The organism is Butyrivibrio sp. (assembly GCF_017433805.1).
In the GTDB taxonomy this organism is placed as follows: Bacteria; Bacillota; Clostridia; order Lachnospirales; family Lachnospiraceae; genus Butyrivibrio.
On sequence record NZ_JAFRGN010000036.1, the window covers coordinates 193,150 to 207,017 of the forward strand.

18 protein-coding genes are annotated in these 13,868 nt (G+C 41.7%); 2 read left to right on the plus strand and 16 right to left on the minus strand.

What is annotated here, in order from left to right; all coding sequences use genetic code 11:
- Positions 1-35 precede the first annotated feature (35 nt).
- A complete protein-coding gene (locus IJI01_RS09700; protein ID WP_292189407.1) occupies positions 36-770 on the plus strand; it encodes a LytR/AlgR family response regulator transcription factor in 735 nt (244 codons plus the stop codon).
- Positions 771-814: 44 nt separating this feature from the next.
- Here IJI01_RS09700 and IJI01_RS09705 read toward each other — a convergent pair whose 3' ends face one another.
- Entirely contained in the window at positions 815-1,837 is a 1,023-nt protein-coding gene (locus IJI01_RS09705) for a substrate-binding domain-containing protein (protein ID WP_292189410.1), read from the minus strand.
- Positions 1,838-2,072: 235 nt separating this feature from the next.
- Between IJI01_RS09705 and IJI01_RS09710 the strand changes: the two genes are divergently transcribed.
- The gene (locus tag IJI01_RS09710) at positions 2,073-2,576 is read left to right on the plus strand and encodes a DUF5721 family protein (RefSeq protein ID WP_292189413.1); all 504 of its coding nucleotides are present in this window, start codon (positions 2,073-2,075) and stop codon (positions 2,574-2,576) included.
- Here IJI01_RS09710 and IJI01_RS09715 read toward each other — a convergent pair.
- From IJI01_RS09715 to IJI01_RS09785, 15 genes are all read right to left on the minus strand, one after another.
- A complete protein-coding gene (locus IJI01_RS09715) occupies positions 2,567-2,926 on the minus strand; it encodes an Hpt domain-containing protein (protein WP_292189415.1) in 360 nt (119 codons plus the stop codon). The two genes, IJI01_RS09710 and IJI01_RS09715, sit on opposite strands and share 10 nt — an antisense overlap.
- Positions 2,927-3,052: 126 nt before the next feature.
- Positions 3,053-4,126: a peptide chain release factor 1 gene (prfA, locus tag IJI01_RS09720; RefSeq protein ID WP_292189418.1), complete on the minus strand. Its 1,074-nt coding sequence runs from the start codon at positions 4,124-4,126 to the stop codon at positions 3,053-3,055.
- Positions 4,127-4,223: 97 nt separating this feature from the next.
- The gene (gene prmC, locus IJI01_RS09725; protein ID WP_292189421.1) at positions 4,224-5,069 is read right to left on the minus strand and encodes a peptide chain release factor N(5)-glutamine methyltransferase; all 846 of its coding nucleotides are present in this window, start codon (positions 5,067-5,069) and stop codon (positions 4,224-4,226) included.
- Between the two features lie 2 nt (positions 5,070-5,071).
- Entirely contained in the window at positions 5,072-6,058 is a 987-nt protein-coding gene (locus IJI01_RS09730) for a DUF1385 domain-containing protein (RefSeq protein ID WP_292189423.1), read from the minus strand.
- A gap of 82 nt (positions 6,059-6,140) precedes the next feature.
- A complete protein-coding gene (gene rpmE / locus IJI01_RS09735; protein ID WP_013281212.1) occupies positions 6,141-6,347 on the minus strand; it encodes a 50S ribosomal protein L31 in 207 nt (68 codons plus the stop codon).
- Between the two features lie 156 nt (positions 6,348-6,503).
- Positions 6,504-7,244, minus strand: a complete 741-nt coding sequence (locus IJI01_RS09740; RefSeq protein WP_292189426.1) for an amino acid ABC transporter ATP-binding protein — start codon at positions 7,242-7,244, stop codon at positions 6,504-6,506.
- A gap of 28 nt (positions 7,245-7,272) precedes the next feature.
- Complete coding sequence (locus IJI01_RS09745) at positions 7,273-7,947, minus strand: amino acid ABC transporter permease (RefSeq protein ID WP_292189433.1); 675 nt, start codon at positions 7,945-7,947, stop codon at positions 7,273-7,275.
- Between the two features lie 60 nt (positions 7,948-8,007).
- Positions 8,008-8,877, minus strand: coding sequence for a transporter substrate-binding domain-containing protein (locus tag IJI01_RS09750; RefSeq protein ID WP_292189437.1), 870 nt, complete (start codon positions 8,875-8,877; stop codon positions 8,008-8,010).
- A 151-nt stretch (positions 8,878-9,028) separates the two neighbouring features.
- A complete protein-coding gene (gene sigH / locus IJI01_RS09755) occupies positions 9,029-9,652 on the minus strand; it encodes an RNA polymerase sporulation sigma factor SigH (protein WP_292189440.1) in 624 nt (207 codons plus the stop codon).
- Between the two features lie 13 nt (positions 9,653-9,665).
- Entirely contained in the window at positions 9,666-10,415 is a 750-nt protein-coding gene (gene rlmB, locus IJI01_RS09760) for a 23S rRNA (guanosine(2251)-2'-O)-methyltransferase RlmB (protein ID WP_292189537.1), read from the minus strand.
- Positions 10,416-10,472: 57 nt separating this feature from the next.
- Positions 10,473-10,910, minus strand: a complete 438-nt coding sequence (locus IJI01_RS09765; RefSeq protein WP_292189443.1) for a Mini-ribonuclease 3 — start codon at positions 10,908-10,910, stop codon at positions 10,473-10,475.
- Positions 10,895-12,319: a cysteine--tRNA ligase gene (cysS, locus tag IJI01_RS09770; RefSeq protein WP_292189445.1), complete on the minus strand. Its 1,425-nt coding sequence runs from the start codon at positions 12,317-12,319 to the stop codon at positions 10,895-10,897. The genes IJI01_RS09765 and cysS overlap by 16 nt, the downstream gene beginning before the upstream one ends.
- Before the next feature lie 19 nt (positions 12,320-12,338).
- Entirely contained in the window at positions 12,339-12,812 is a 474-nt protein-coding gene (gene ispF / locus IJI01_RS09775; RefSeq protein WP_292189447.1) for a 2-C-methyl-D-erythritol 2,4-cyclodiphosphate synthase, read from the minus strand.
- Positions 12,813-12,846: 34 nt separating this feature from the next.
- Positions 12,847-13,155, minus strand: a complete 309-nt coding sequence (locus tag IJI01_RS09780) for an AzlD domain-containing protein (protein WP_292189449.1) — start codon at positions 13,153-13,155, stop codon at positions 12,847-12,849.
- Positions 13,148-13,861 carry an AzlC family ABC transporter permease gene (locus tag IJI01_RS09785; RefSeq protein WP_292189452.1) on the minus strand — a complete coding sequence of 238 codons (714 nt, stop codon included), beginning with the start codon at positions 13,859-13,861 and terminating at the stop codon, positions 13,148-13,150. Before IJI01_RS09785 ends, IJI01_RS09780 begins: the two co-directional genes overlap by 8 nt.
- Positions 13,862-13,868 lie beyond the last annotated feature (7 nt).

Sequence of the window (13,868 nt, forward strand, 5' to 3'; positions counted from 1 at the left end):
GAAAAAGTATCTTTATTTGTTTTGAGGGAAAAGAAATGCATATAGCAGTATGTGATGACAATATAGCTGACAGGAAGCAGACCGAAAGGCTGCTCGGCAGACAGTCAGATAGATTCTTTAAGGAATGTGGAGAAAGGCTCTATATAGACTCCTATGGTAATGTGGAAGCTTTTTTACGCTATCCGCAGATGTATGATGGCCTTTTTGTAGACATGACATTGGAGGAGCCAAGAGGCTTTGAAATCGTCAAGCTCCTGTTAGAAGCAGGCGTTGTAAGACCTATTATTCTCTGTGTCTCATCAATTGATTACCGCAAGCAATACGAGGAATCCGGTCTTGAGATTCCTAATCTCATGTTCATAGACAAGCCCCTCAGAGTTGCTGAATTGACTGCCATGATAGATAAGATCAAGGAAATAAAGGGTGATCCTATCCCGACTCTGGAGCTTCGTGGCAAGGATGGCACCTTCTATGCCAAGAATGATGACATAGTATATGTCAAAAAACATGGTTCAGAACTCACCATTCATATAGCAGATGGCAGAGACATAACCCTGATCGATGAAATCTATAATTTCTACGACCAGTGTGCTATTTTCCCGCAGATCTGCCCAATTAGTGACTATACTCTTATAAATGTCAATCACATCAAAAAGACTGGTTTTGCCAAAGTCACTATGGACTGTGGAGAGAGCTTTAGCATCTCTTTTGCCTATAGGAACGCGATCACTGAGGCCAGAGAGATCATCAAAAACTCTGCCAAAGGATGAAAAATCAAATAATTTACCAAATAAAAATCAACTAGCCACCTGGGTTAGTTGATTTTTTTAACGCTTTCGCCTTCTATCATATGTCCTTCAAGGATCATAATTCCCTGTCTGTATCTCTCACCGCTTATCTTACGGATAAGGTTAAGAACTGCATTTCTGCCCATCTCATAACTATCTACGCCGTAGGTTGTAAGCTTGATATCACATAGTCCTGGGAACAGATAGTTGTCATATCCTACAACGGAAATATCTTCCGGAACTCTGTAGCCATTTTCATTGAGCTTCTTGATCAGCATGCTTGCTGCCAGATCGCAGTTACAAAAGAACGCTGTTGGCATATCTTTAGGAAGCTGGAAATACTTATTAGCATCCATTATGCCATTTTCAAGGTCTCTGTCATTTATTATCCAGTCTTCTCTATAGGGCTCTCCATGCTCCAAAAGAGATTTAGAATAGCCCATGTACCTGTCAGTTATAGAACCTGAAGCCAGGATAGTTCCAACAAAAGCAATATCCTTGTGGCCCATCTCAAAAAGATAGTTTGTAAGGCAATAGGCTCCATTATAACTATCTGAAACAACCGCATCCTCATCTCCTGAGTGGTTGCAGAAATCCAGATAAACCATAGGAACTCCACTATCATCCTTGATAGCCTTGAGGTAATCATGATCAAGTCTTCCTACGACCACGATACCATCGACCTTGTTATCTTCTACAAGTCTTGGCGTAGCCTTGGCTTTCTCATTTTCAACAGAAATAACCTCCAGCATTGTAAAGCAGCCTTTATCCATGGCGATCTGCGATACCTGCTGATGCATTCTGGTATAAAAAGAACTATATTCACTCATAAAGTTCTCAGAAATAAGAACTCCAATGGTATAACTCTTGCTCGTAAAATCCTGCTTTCTGGATACTGAAGGAACATAACCCATCTCATCCGCAAGAGCATGAATCTTCTCTCTGAGCTCTTCACTCATTCCTTTTTGACCAGAAAGCGCCTTGGAAACCGTAACTGTACTGACGCCTATTCTATCTGCAATATCTTTAAGTCTTACTGTCTTAGCCATCGTGATTTCCTCTCCAAGAAATAAACTAGTAATAGTATAAACTAAATTTAGTCAATAATATACTAATTAATCTATCGAATTTTGTGAATTTATCTTCACAATTATTATAAAAATTAGCATATTGAAATGTTGCAATAATATTAGTTTTTCATGATATACTAATCAAGTGGTGCAAAACTTATGGACTCTTTGCATAAAATGCACAAAAAGCACACCAAATCAGATAGGAAACAAAATGATCGCAGTTAAAATATCTAACAAAAAAGATTTCATGGGAAGGCTCCTTGCTACAGACCTGTTCGATAGCTACTACGTAGAAGAGGCTGTGATAGAGACCTTTAACACCTTCCATGTTGACGGACATATTCATAAAGACTTCTACAAGAACGATGAAACAACTACAGAAGCTGATAAAACAGGCGATTTCTCCAGATGGAGCGATCTCAGGAGCCTCTGCTTTGATCTTATCAAGGGTAAAAGAACTCCTCTTGGCTTTAAATTGGTTTTCCATCCTGATGAAGAGGTCAAAAAGGCCATTGTAGCAGAAGCAGATGCCGGAATCAGACCAGAAGATGTTCTTCTCGGAATCAATATCCGCTTTAACGGCGAATTCATACAGATTACAACAGGAACTACATTCAAGATTTTCTCAATGGATAAGACAATAGAAAAAGCCTGGGATGAATATATCCCAAGCTTTCTAAGCAAATCTAATATTTCCACAATAGACTATGACTGATACTTTTCCAATATTACTATCAGCTCATCATATTTAGGTTTGATCTGATTGTAATAATCTTCATATCCTTCCATGGAGCCAGCTCTTAAAACCTCTGTAAGCTCTTTGACCGGTGTAAGAAATCCCTTAAGTCCGAGATTGGCGCCTACACCCTTTAGTGTATGTACAGCCTTAAATGCTTCCGAGACATTTCCTTCCTCAAGATATTTGGTCAGGTCATTCATGCTCTGATCCTTGAGGAACTTAAACATAAATCTGGCAATGAGATCCTCATTGCCCATAAACCTGTCTAATATCTCGTCCCAGTCGACACCCCATTCAATTAGCTCAGCCTTGAATCCTGCGTCCATATATCACCGAATACCTTTCACGAAAAAAAGTATAGATTATGCGCCATATAATGATTATACAACCTTTATAAACTGGCTTCAACTTAACACATCTTAGTTTATTTTAATTTAAGATATACGTAATTATCAGTTATTTTCTACCTTGCTGAGCTTCTCTGCCTGATCAGCCGCAATAAGTGAATCAATGATCTCATCGATATCACCGTCCATGATCTGATCAATCTTGTACAGAGTAAGTCCTATTCTGTGGTCTGTCACTCTTCCCTGGTGGAAATTGTAGGTTCTGATCTTCTCGGATCTGTCACCGCTTCCAACCTGACTACGTCTGAGCTCTGCCTCATTATTATGCTGTCTCTCCTGCTCAAGCTCATATAACTTGGCTCTCAGAACTCTAAGCGCCTTGGCCTTGTTCTGCTGCTGGCTCTTCTCATCCTGACAGGAAATAACGATTCCAGTTGGGAAATGTGTAAGTCTGACCGCTGAATCTGTAGTATTGACGCACTGTCCACCATTACCGGAAGCTCTGAATACGTCAAATTTACAGTCATTCATATCGATCTCAACTTCTACATCTTCAACCTCAGGCATGATAGCTACAGTTATAGCTGAAGTATGAATTCTTCCGCCAGATTCAGTTGCTGGTATTCTCTGAACTCTGTGTACTCCACTCTCAAATTTAAGTCTTGAGTAAGCACCATTTCCCTTGATCATAAAGCTGACCGTCTTGATACCACCAATTCCGATGTCTTCAACGCTCATAGTCTCTACGCGCCAGCCCTGTCTCTCAGCATATCTGGTATAAACTCTATACATATCAGCTGCAAAAAGAGCTGCCTCGTCGCCGCCAACACCGGCTCTTATCTCAACGATAACGTTCTTGTCGTCATTAGGATCCTTGGGAAGAAGTAAAATCTTGAGCTGGCTCTCAAGCTCAGGAACCCTGTCCTTGGCTGCCTGAAGCTCTTCCTTGAGCATCTCCTTCATCTCAGGATCAGACTCCTCATCCAGCATAGATAAGCTCTCTTCTATAGTCTCCTTACACTTCTTGTACTCGTTATAGCATGCAACAAGTGGCTCAAGATTCTTTTGCTCCTTCATGAGCTTACGAAATCTCTCCTGATCAGCTATAACTGAAGGTTCATTTAGTTCCATTGTAATATCTTCGTACTTACGAAGAATGTCTTCTATTCTATCAAACATTTCTCTATCCTCGCGCATTTATGGTCATATCCGCAGTTTCTCTGGCAAATATGATCCTATGTTAGTAGTTACTGATTACTATCAATTTGCGCGCCTGCTAATAGAAACATGCTGATACCACTCTGTCATTACCTCCAAGGTCCTTAACAACCTGAATGTCATGATACACCTTTTTATCCTCAAGCATACGAACTACTGCCTCAGCCTGGTCATAGCCAATCTCAAGAAGCAGATATCCGCTTGAATACAGAAACTCAGGTGCTCTGTCAATAATCCGCTTATAAAAAACAAGTCCATCCTCAGAACCATCAAGAGCCAGCCTTGGCTCGTGGTCCTTGACCTCTGGTGCCAAAGTCTCTATCACACTGCTGGCAATATATGGCGGATTGGAAACAATAATATCAAACTTGCCAACTTCTGTAGTTGGGAAAAGATCTGTCTCAATAAACTCAGCTCTGTCAGAAAAACCAAGCTCAGCAGCATTGCTCCTTGCAACATCCAGAGCCTTGCTGGAAATATCTGTGCATACAGCCTTGGTATCATTAGAATAATTAAGAAGACTAAGTGCAATACAGCCTGAACCTGTGCACAGATCCATAATCCTCATAGTATCTTCCAGATTGCGGAGAGCTTCCTCCACCAGAATCTCAGTATCCTGCTCTGGAATCAGAACATCACTATTCACATTAAAATCAAGTCCCATAAAGCTCCACTTGCCCAGGATATAGGCAACAGGCTCATGGGCTGCTCTTCTGTCTATCATAGCCAGATACTTCTCTTTATTCTCATCTGATACTTCCATATCAGGATGCGCCAAAAGAGTGCTATGGTCAGTGCCACACACGTATTCTAAAAGGAGCCGGGAATCCAGCCTAGCTTCCGTGATCCCGGCCCTTTCTAATGTCTCTAATCCAGTTGTAAATAAATCAACGTATTTACTCATTTTTACTCTTCTTCGTCATCCTTGAGCCAGCTGTCATCGATCTCATAGCCAAAAGAATCCTTGAGGAATTCCTTCCAGTCGAAAACAGACTCAACTGACTTAATGGCAACCTCGATCATGCTGTCATCTGGTTCCTTGGTTGTGAGCCTCTGAAGCCACAAACCAGGAGCTGAAATAAGCTTAATAAGGAAGAAATCTGTTCTGCCAGCAAGTGAGATAAGCTCATAAGAAATGCCTGCAATAACAGGAATAAGCAGTATCCTGAGAGCGATCTTAAGAGCATATGAATCAACTCTGATAAAGAAAAACAGGACAATACTAACGAGCATTACAAACAAAATAAAGCTACTGCCACATCTCTTGTGAAGTCTTGAGCTCTTTCTGACATTGCCAACAGTAAGAGGTCTTCCCTTCTCAATGCAGTTAATACACTTATGCTCTGCACCATGATACTGGAACAGGCGTCTGATATCCTTCATACAGGAAATCAGCAGAATGTACAGAATAAAAATAACTATTCTGAGTACACCCTCGGCAATAGCGATCAGAGAAGCATTTCTGATATATTTGCTCAGAATCTCTGAAAGCGCATATGGTAAAACCATGAATAATCCAATAGCAAACAGGAATGAAATAGCTGTAGTAACAACCATAAGGAAAGTATCCTCATGTCCACCTGAAACAGCATCAATCTCCTCGTCAAGCTTGGTAGGCTTCTCATTACCCTCTTCATAGAATGAAGATGAATAATTAAGAGACTTAAGTCCCAAAATAAGAGAATCTATAAATACGAAAATACCTCTGACAAATGGAATGTTAAGAAGCTTACTGCCATAAGCAATTCCGTGGTACTCGTCAACTTCAACCTCTATTTCCCCATTAGGCTTTCTGACTGCAACAGCGTACATATCCTTATTCTTCATCATAACGCCTTCAAGTACAGCCTGTCCGCCTATTCCCGAATAATGTCTGATCTTACGTTTTTTCATGCTAGTTCCCCGTTTCGTTTAGTCTAGTAGCAAAAAAGAGGCTGAGGCTAATTGCCTCAACCTCTTTATTTTACTAAATAGATTACTGGTTGTTCATGCCGTATTTCTTGTTGAATCTGTCAATACGTCCACGAGCACTTGTAGCCTTCTGCTGGCCAGTATAGAATGGATGGCACTTTGAGCAAATTTCTACGTGAATCTCGCTCTTTGTTGATCCAACTGTGAATGTGTTACCGCAGTTGCAAGTAACAGTGGCCTGATGGAATTCTGGCTGAATGTCCTGTCTCATCTCTTCTCACCTCTCTATATACAAAAAATCTTCTAATTAACTATAGTTACCGCTGTTCATTACAACAGCTATATCAATATAACATACTTAAAAGTCAAGTGCAAGTATTTTTTCATTAAATTCATACTAAAAAACTATATAGGTAAATCCGGCAGTTTACAGCTTGTGAAGAGCCCTGTTAAGGAACTGTCTGGTCCTCTCCTCTTTGGGATTTCCAAAGATTTCCTGTGGCGTTCCCTGCTCAACCACAACGCCGCCATCCATAAATACTACTCTTGAAGCAACCTCTTTTGCAAAAGACATCTCGTGTGTTACCACTACCATTGTTGTACCCTCAAGAGCAAGCTTTTTCATAGTCTCAAGTACTTCCCCTGTAAGCTCTGGATCAAGAGCACTTGTAGGCTCGTCAAAAAGGATTACCTTGGGTTCAGGAGCAATCGCCCTTGCTATAGCAACTCTCTGCTGCTGACCGCCTGATAATTCACCAGGATAATAGTAGGCTCTATCCAGCATTCCAACCTTGGCCAGAACCTCAAGCGCTTTCTCTTTGGCTTTATCCTTGGGCATTTTCCTTGCTGTAACAAGTCCCTCCATAACATTTTCAAGGGCTGTCATATTGTTAAAGAGATTAAAGCTCTGGAACACAAAGCCCATCTCCATTCTGAGCATCTTGATATCCTTCTGCGAAATATGGGCCATATCTCCCTTGTAATCATCAAAGATAATCTCTCCGATATCAGCCTTTTCCAAAAAGCTCATGCAGCGAAGAAGTGTTGTCTTACCTGATCCAGACTGTCCGATTATGGCAACAACCTCTCCTTTATCAACTTTAAAGTCCATTCCGGACAGTACTCCTGTTCCAGAAAAAGACTTGTGTAAATTATGTATTTCCAGCATATTACTTCACCTTTTACTTATCCTAAAATCATCTTTTCTTGTCGCTCTTCCAAACAAGCTTCTGCTCCAAATACCGCTGCAGCCATGTAAGGCCTGTTGAAAAGATCAGATATATAAATGCAGCCTCAAGATATAGAGCAAATGGCTCATAAGTTCTTGCAGCTATCTGCTGAGCTGTAGTGAACAGGTCGATAACCGTGATACTGGAAGCAAGCGCTGTATCCTTGAGCAAGCTGATCAGGTTATTAAAAAGGTTAGGAAAAGCTACAGGAAATGACTGGGGAAGTATGATCCTTACCATTGCCTGTGGGTAGTTAAGACCTATCATATATGCTGCTTCAAGCTGTCCCTTGGGAATAGCCAGAATAGCCGACCTGAAAACCTCTGCATTGTAAGCGCCAAGGTTAAGTCCAAAAGCCAGCACAGCTGAAGGAAATGCATCCAGCGTGATTCCAATATTGGGAAGACCGAAGAATATGATAAAGAGCTGCACAATAAGCGGTGTTCCCCTGAATACCCATATATAGAACCTGGCAACCTGGCGAAGTCCCTTGATATCAGCTACCTGGATAAGAGCAAGCAGCAGTCCCACAGCCAGACTTAATGCAAAAGACAAAAGCGTCAGCGGAATTGTCACCTTGATTCCAGGTATCAGTATTTTAAAAAATGAACTTGTAATTATTCCTATTAATCTTTCACTCATAAATGTTCCTTTGACAACAAAAAGAAGGTACCCGAGGGCACCTTCCATTATATCAGATTATTACTTGGTGATGTCTCTTCCAAAGTACTTGTTAGAGAGCTCAGTGAGAGTTCCATCAGCTGCCATCTCAGAAATAGCAGCATTAACTGCCTCTCTAAGAGATGCTGTCTCATCTCCCTTTCTAAGAGGGATAGAAACCTCTGAAGCCTCATCTGTCAGAGCAACAATCTCGATAGGTGCATCAGGATGCTCCCCAAGATAATCATAGAAAGAAACCTCTGCATTGAGAGTAGCATCAACTCTTCCGGAAAGCACCATATCAATTGTCTCAGAAAGAGTGTCTACATTCTGAACCTCAGCTCCAAGGTCTGCAGCCATATCTGCATAAGTTGATCCAAGTGAATTACTTGTCTTCTTGCCCTTAAGATCTTCAAAAGAAGTGATCTCTGTATTGTCATTCTTAACTACAAGAGCAGTTCTGATATATGCATAAGGAGTAGTGAAATCATACTTTTCCTTACGAAGGTCTGTAATCTCAACACCGTTGATGATCATGTCATATCTGCCGCCATCAAGACCAGTGAAAAGGCCATCCCACTCACCTTCTACAAACTCAGCCTCAACGCCAAGTCTCTTGGCAATCTCCTGTCCAACCTCTGTATCAAAGCCCACAAGATTGCCTGACTCATCGTGATAGGTCCAAGGTGCCCACTGGCCTTCCATAGCAATAATGAGCTTGCCTCTTTCTCTGATTGTCACCAAAAGATCGTTTGCATTCTCATTAGCTACCTCTGTTACAGCTGCTGTATTGTTATTATCTGTGGCATTAGTTGCTACTTCATTAGAGCTTCCACAGCCAGTAAGAACACCTGTTAACAGTGTTACTGCAGCTGTGAGTCCAATGAGCTTCTTACTTTCAAATAATCTCATATTCATATCTCCTCGTTATATTTAATGCAATCTAATTGCATCTATATTTTGCAATTGTACATGAATTAACACTATCTGTCAAATTCCTATCATTTTAGTAGGAAATGTTTTTTTTAATATGATGTAACAGGAAGTACCCATTACATCAATATTATCTGTTCAAATACTTTTTGAGCTTATTTCTGATCCTCTGCATTGCATTATCAGTAGACTTCTCATCTCTTGATAAAACCGCAGAAATCTGTTTAATGCTCATTCCGGTGATATAAAGGTCAAGAACCTGGCTCTCAAGCGGGCTTAGCTCACTATCAATCGCCTCTTCCAAAGCCTTGAGATTCTCCTGATCTATCACATGCTGCTCCGGAATCATACTTGAATCCGATTCAAGTATCTCCTCAAGAGCTGTCGTAGCATCCTCACCAGAATCTTCTCTCCTTGCATAGATCGAAATATAGCTGTTAAGAGGCGTATGCTTTTTCCTGGCCATAGCCTTGATTGCAGAGTACATCTGCCTTGAAATACACAGATCTGCGAAGGTCGCAAAGCTGGCATCACGGCCACAATCGTAGTCCCTTACCGCCTTAAAAAGACCTATCATGCCCTCCTGAATCAGGTCATCCTTGTCAGCTCCAAGAACAAACATGGAAGCCGCCTTTTTCCTGACAAGATTCTTGTACTTGTTCATGATATGATCAACAGCACCGGGATCATCACCATCTCTTATAGATAAAATAAGCTCTTCATCAGATTTTTCTTTATATCTGTTATCACTCATATAATCTTTTTATTTATGAAAGTCTCTGTCTTACTACTTCGAATGCAAGAACACCGCAGGCAACAGATGCATTAAGAGAATCGATATCGCCCTTCATAGGGATAGATGCGATCATATCACACTTCTCTCTGACAAGTCTGGAAACGCCACTACCCTCATTGCCGATAACAAGACCGATAGGTCCCTTTAAATTCAGCTGATACATGGTTGTTCCGCCCATATCAGCACAGGCAAACCAAAGTCCCTTGTCCTTGAGATCCTCGATAGTGTTTGCAATGTTAGTAACCTTGGCTACTGGTGTGTAGTTGATAGCACCTGCAGAAGCCTTGGCTACAGTAGCTGTAAGAGATGCTGCTCTATGCTTGGGAATAATAACTCCGTGAGCACCAGCAAGGTTAGCTGTACGAATAATAGCACCGAGATTGTGTGGATCCTCGATATTATCAAGAATAATGATAAATGGATCTTCACCCTTTTCCTTGGCCTTTGCAAGGATATCGTCAACCTCAGCATAGTTATAGGAAGCGCCGTAGGCAATTACGCCCTGGTGCTTGCCAGTTTCAGAGAGCTGGTCAAGACGCTCTTTTTTGACAAAAGAAATAACTGTGTCCTTGTGTTTCTTGGCTTCGCGAAGGATTGTCTGAACAGGTCCATCCTTGCAGCCATCCAAAATAAACAGTCTGTCAATTGTCTTACCTGAGCGAAATGCCTCAAGTACAGCATTTCTTCCTTCTATAATTCTGCTCTCAAAATTCTCTTCCATTAAAAATCCTTTCATTCAGATAATCCCATTCCAAAAGAAACAGAATTACTCACTACATCATAAAACATCAAGACTTAGCTTCTCGATGCCTTTACTAACCAGTTCGCAGGCTCTGTCAAGGTCACCAGTCAGATACAAAAAGCCCATGACAGCTTCAAAACCTGTTGCATCAAGATAGTCCATAGTTGTGGCATTCTTGGCCTTGGTGTGGGGCTTGGAATTGCGTCCTCTTCTGTAATAATCCTGCTCTTCCTCTGTAAGGTCATCCATAAGAGCCTTGACCATAGCGGACTGAGTCTGCGCCTTAACAATACTGCTGGCTCTCTTGTGCAGGTTATTAACAGCAGTGTTGCCCTTGTTGACCAGTATTGATCTGATGATCACGTCAAAAAAGGCATCACCTATATAGGCCAGTGTAAGGGGCGAATAAGTCCTGATATCCTGTGCCTGTATTCCAAATTTGTCGTTTAAATAAGCATTTAGATCAGCTGCCATTTAACTCCCTCACGAGTATCCTTGATCTCTACGCCCTTCTCAAGAAGCTCTGCTCTGATAGCATCAGCTGTAGCAAAGTCCTTAGCCTTCTTGGCATTAGCTCTTCTCTCGATAGCATCAAGAATAAACATCTCAAGCTCTGGATCAACATCTGGTCCCTCAGATAAGCCCTTGGCATGTCCAATAAGATCAAGTGAAAGAACGCTGTCAAAGCTCTCAACAAGTGCAAGCTTGGTAGCATCATTTATATCAGCCTTGAGTACATCATAGAGAATTGTGATAGCCATTGATGTATTAAGGTCGTTACTTACAGCATCTCTGAAGCTCTCCTCGAACTTCTCCTTGGCAGCTACGTCAACAGCGCCATCCTCTTTAAGCTCAGCAACTCTCTTAACGAGCTTATTAAACGCCTGAGTAGCCTGATCAAGAGCCTCATAGGAGAACTCAAGTGGCTTACGATAGTGTGACTGGAGGCAGAAAAATCTGTAAACCAGTGGATCGTAGCCCTTTTCCTGAAGTACAGAAACAGTGAGAACTGCGCCCTTAGACTTACTCATCTTACCTGACTTGTCATTAAGGTGATTGGAGTGGAACCAGTATTTGCACCACTCATGTCCAAGATAGCTCTCTGACTGTGCGATCTCATTAGTATGGTGAGGGAAAATATTGTCAACACCACCGCAGTGGATATCGATAAACTCACCGAGGTGCTTCATGGAAATGCATGAGCACTCAATGTGCCAGCCTGGGTAACCAACGCCCCATGGGCTGTCCCACTTAAGAGCCTGATCTTCGAACTTGGACTTAGTGAACCAGAGAACGAAGTCAGTCTTGTTCTTCTTGTTAGTATCTTCCTCAACGTCGTCACGAACACCAACCTGAAGCTGTTCCTTCTCAACCTCTGAAGAGAATACGTAATAATCCTGAAGCTTACTTGTATCGAAATATACGTTACCGCCTGCAACGTAGGCATAACCTTTCTCAATAAGAGTCTCAACCATATGGATGAACTCAGGAATGCAGTTTGTAGCTGGCTCAACAACGTCTGGGCGCTTATTGCCAACTGCATCGAAATCCTTAAAGAAAGCATCTGTGTAGAACTTAGCGATCTCCATTACTGTCTTGTGCTCTCTTTTTGCACCTGCAAGCATCTTATCTTCGCCAGTGTCAGCATCTGATGAAAGATGTCCAACGTCTGTGATATTCATAACTCTTTTTACATCGTATCCTGCATAACCAAGGGATTTGATCAACGCATCCTGCATGATATAAGTTCTGATGTTACCGATGTGGGCAAAGTGGTAAACAGTAGGTCCACAGGTATACATTGAAACCTTGCCCTCTTCTCTTGGGTTGAACTCCTCAACCTTACGAGAAAGTGTATTATAAAAAGTAAATTTGTGTGCCATTATATATGTTCTCCTATAGTTATTTGTTCTCCAAAAGGCATATAGCCTGAGAGGAAATACCCTCTCCGGTTCCAGTAAAGCCAAGGCCTTCCTCTGTTGTAGCCTTGACATTGACTTGAGAAAGTTCGATTCCAAGGTCATCTGCAATATTCTGCCTCATGGTATCGATATGTGGTCTCATCTTGGGTGCCTGGGCGATTATGGTCGCATCAACATTTTCGACGCGATATCCAGCTTCGTCCAGGAGTCTACAGACTTCCCTGAGGAGCACTCTTGAATCCGCTCCCTTAAACTTAGGATCTGTATCCGGAAAATGCTTACCAATATCTCCAAGAGCTGCCGCTCCCAAAAGTGCATCCGATATAGCATGCAAAAGAACATCCGCATCCGAATGTCCTAAAAGTCCCTTTTCATATGGAATCTTAACACCACCGATTATAAGGTCTCTGCCTTCTACAAGCCGGTGCACATCATATCCCATTCCAACTCTCATGTCAAATACCTCACTATATTATTTAATCATGTTTTTACAGTAAAAGAAATAGCTCCACAACAAACGCTGTAAGGCAGGAAACACCTGCAACTGTCAGAAGGCTCTTTTTGTTAAAGGCAAGGATCAGCGCAACTGCAAATCCTGCAACAGATGAAGCCAGATGATCAGTTGCTGACAAAATGGCAGGGAATGTCATTGCTGCCAGTGTCGCATATGGAACATAGTATAAAAATGATTTGATGAAGCGGCTCTTTATCTCTTTCCGTATAAGAGTAAGAGGAAGGGCCCTTATCAAGTACGTTACAACTGCCATAAGGAGGATATACAGATATACTTTACTCATGTGCTTCCTCCTCTACTGGTGCGGCAATTGCTGCTAATGCTGCAACCACTATAGTTACTATTATAATCCTAAACCCGCCAGAAATCATTTTAAGAACCGGAGCATAGGTAAATACACAGCTCAAAACCATAGCTGCCACAACAACCACAGCTACAGGCTTCTTAACTCTGGTATCAGGAATGATGATAGCAATAAACATTCCGTAAATAGCAAGTCCCAGGCTGCTGACAAGGATCTGAGGAAGAACCTGTCCTGCAACAGCTCCAAGAATTGTTCCAAACACCCATCCAAAAACAGATGTGAGAATCAGTCCATAAGAGAACATTGGATAAAGCTTGTCTTTTTTGAAGATGCTGACAGCAAATATCTCATCTGTCACACCATAGGATATTCCGAGTCTGTTAAGAGTATTAACTCCATCGAGCTTCTGTGAAAGAGCTGTGGACATCAGCATGTATCTGAGGTTAATGATGAACTGCAAAATCGCGAGCTCCACAAAGCTTCCATTTCTGGCAATTACCTCAAGAGCCGAGAACTGGCCGGCACTTGTTACATTAAGAAGTGATGTCATCGCCGCCTGAAATGTGGTCATTCCAATCTTGGAGGCCTCTATTCCAAAGGCAAAAGAAACAGCTATATAGCCAAGGCAGATAGGAATGGCATTTTTACAACCTTCTCTAAAATCCTTAAAACTCCCAACGTTCATAGATCTT

What these genes read in the sequence shown, in the direction of transcription:
- prmC (WP_292189421.1), bottom strand. Translation starts at nt 5,069, where the DNA reads ATGAGTAAATACGTTGATTTATTTACAACTGGATTAGAGACATTAGAA.
- rlmB (WP_292189537.1), bottom strand. Translation starts at nt 10,415, where the DNA reads ATGGAAGAGAATTTTGAGAGCAGAATTATAGAAGGAAGAAATGCTGTA.
- IJI01_RS09740 (WP_292189426.1), bottom strand. Translation starts at nt 7,244, where the DNA reads ATGCTGGAAATACATAATTTACACAAGTCTTTTTCTGGAACAGGAGTA.
- IJI01_RS09705 (WP_292189410.1), bottom strand. Translation starts at nt 1,837, where the DNA reads ATGGCTAAGACAGTAAGACTTAAAGATATTGCAGATAGAATAGGCGTC.
- IJI01_RS09730 (WP_292189423.1), bottom strand. Translation starts at nt 6,058, where the DNA reads ATGAAAAAACGTAAGATCAGACATTATTCGGGAATAGGCGGACAGGCT.
- rpmE (WP_013281212.1), bottom strand. Translation starts at nt 6,347, where the DNA reads ATGAGACAGGACATTCAGCCAGAATTCCATCAGGCCACTGTTACTTGC.
- IJI01_RS09785 (WP_292189452.1), bottom strand. Translation starts at nt 13,861, where the DNA reads ATGAACGTTGGGAGTTTTAAGGATTTTAGAGAAGGTTGTAAAAATGCC.
- IJI01_RS09700 (WP_292189407.1), top strand. Translation starts at nt 36, where the DNA reads ATGCATATAGCAGTATGTGATGACAATATAGCTGACAGGAAGCAGACC.
- IJI01_RS09710 (WP_292189413.1), top strand. Translation starts at nt 2,073, where the DNA reads ATGATCGCAGTTAAAATATCTAACAAAAAAGATTTCATGGGAAGGCTC.
- sigH (WP_292189440.1), bottom strand. Translation starts at nt 9,652, where the DNA reads ATGAGTGATAACAGATATAAAGAAAAATCTGATGAAGAGCTTATTTTA.
- IJI01_RS09715 (WP_292189415.1), bottom strand. Translation starts at nt 2,926, where the DNA reads ATGGACGCAGGATTCAAGGCTGAGCTAATTGAATGGGGTGTCGACTGG.
- IJI01_RS09750 (WP_292189437.1), bottom strand. Translation starts at nt 8,877, where the DNA reads ATGAGATTATTTGAAAGTAAGAAGCTCATTGGACTCACAGCTGCAGTA.
- IJI01_RS09765 (WP_292189443.1), bottom strand. Translation starts at nt 10,910, where the DNA reads ATGGCAGCTGATCTAAATGCTTATTTAAACGACAAATTTGGAATACAG.
- IJI01_RS09745 (WP_292189433.1), bottom strand. Translation starts at nt 7,947, where the DNA reads ATGAGTGAAAGATTAATAGGAATAATTACAAGTTCATTTTTTAAAATA.
- IJI01_RS09780 (WP_292189449.1), bottom strand. Translation starts at nt 13,155, where the DNA reads ATGAGTAAAGTATATCTGTATATCCTCCTTATGGCAGTTGTAACGTAC.
- ispF (WP_292189447.1), bottom strand. Translation starts at nt 12,812, where the DNA reads ATGAGAGTTGGAATGGGATATGATGTGCACCGGCTTGTAGAAGGCAGA.
- cysS (WP_292189445.1), bottom strand. Translation starts at nt 12,319, where the DNA reads ATGGCACACAAATTTACTTTTTATAATACACTTTCTCGTAAGGTTGAG.
- prfA (WP_292189418.1), bottom strand. Translation starts at nt 4,126, where the DNA reads ATGTTTGATAGAATAGAAGACATTCTTCGTAAGTACGAAGATATTACA.